Here is a 241-nt window from a genome sequence, read left to right as displayed (position 1 = left end):
CGAGCGTCGACGCGGCCAATATTTCCTACAATCTCCTGAAGGTGGCGGCCGGCAACAACATCACCGTCGGCCCGATCCTTCTCGGCACCGCAAAACCCGTCCATATCCTCGAGCCCAACGTCAGCGTTCGCCGCATCGTCAACATGACGGCGCTCGCCGTCGTCGATGCTGCAATGCAGCGCTGAAAGGCGCGGCGGCTTAAGACTATCGGAGTGCGCACGACAGCGCGGTCATGCTGGCC

1 protein-coding gene is annotated in these 241 nt (G+C 62.7%); it reads left to right on the top strand.

Annotated features, from left to right (window positions below):
• Positions 1-185, top strand: a 185-nt coding sequence (locus ACZ3HH_RS31045; RefSeq protein WP_465810553.1) for a phosphate acyltransferase, incomplete at its 5' end; no start/stop codon positions are given.
• Positions 186-241: the final 56 nt, after the last annotated feature.

The organism is Pseudomonas sp. PME37.24/025 (assembly GCF_055556615.1).
This window is presented reverse-complemented; position numbering and strand designations above follow the sequence as displayed.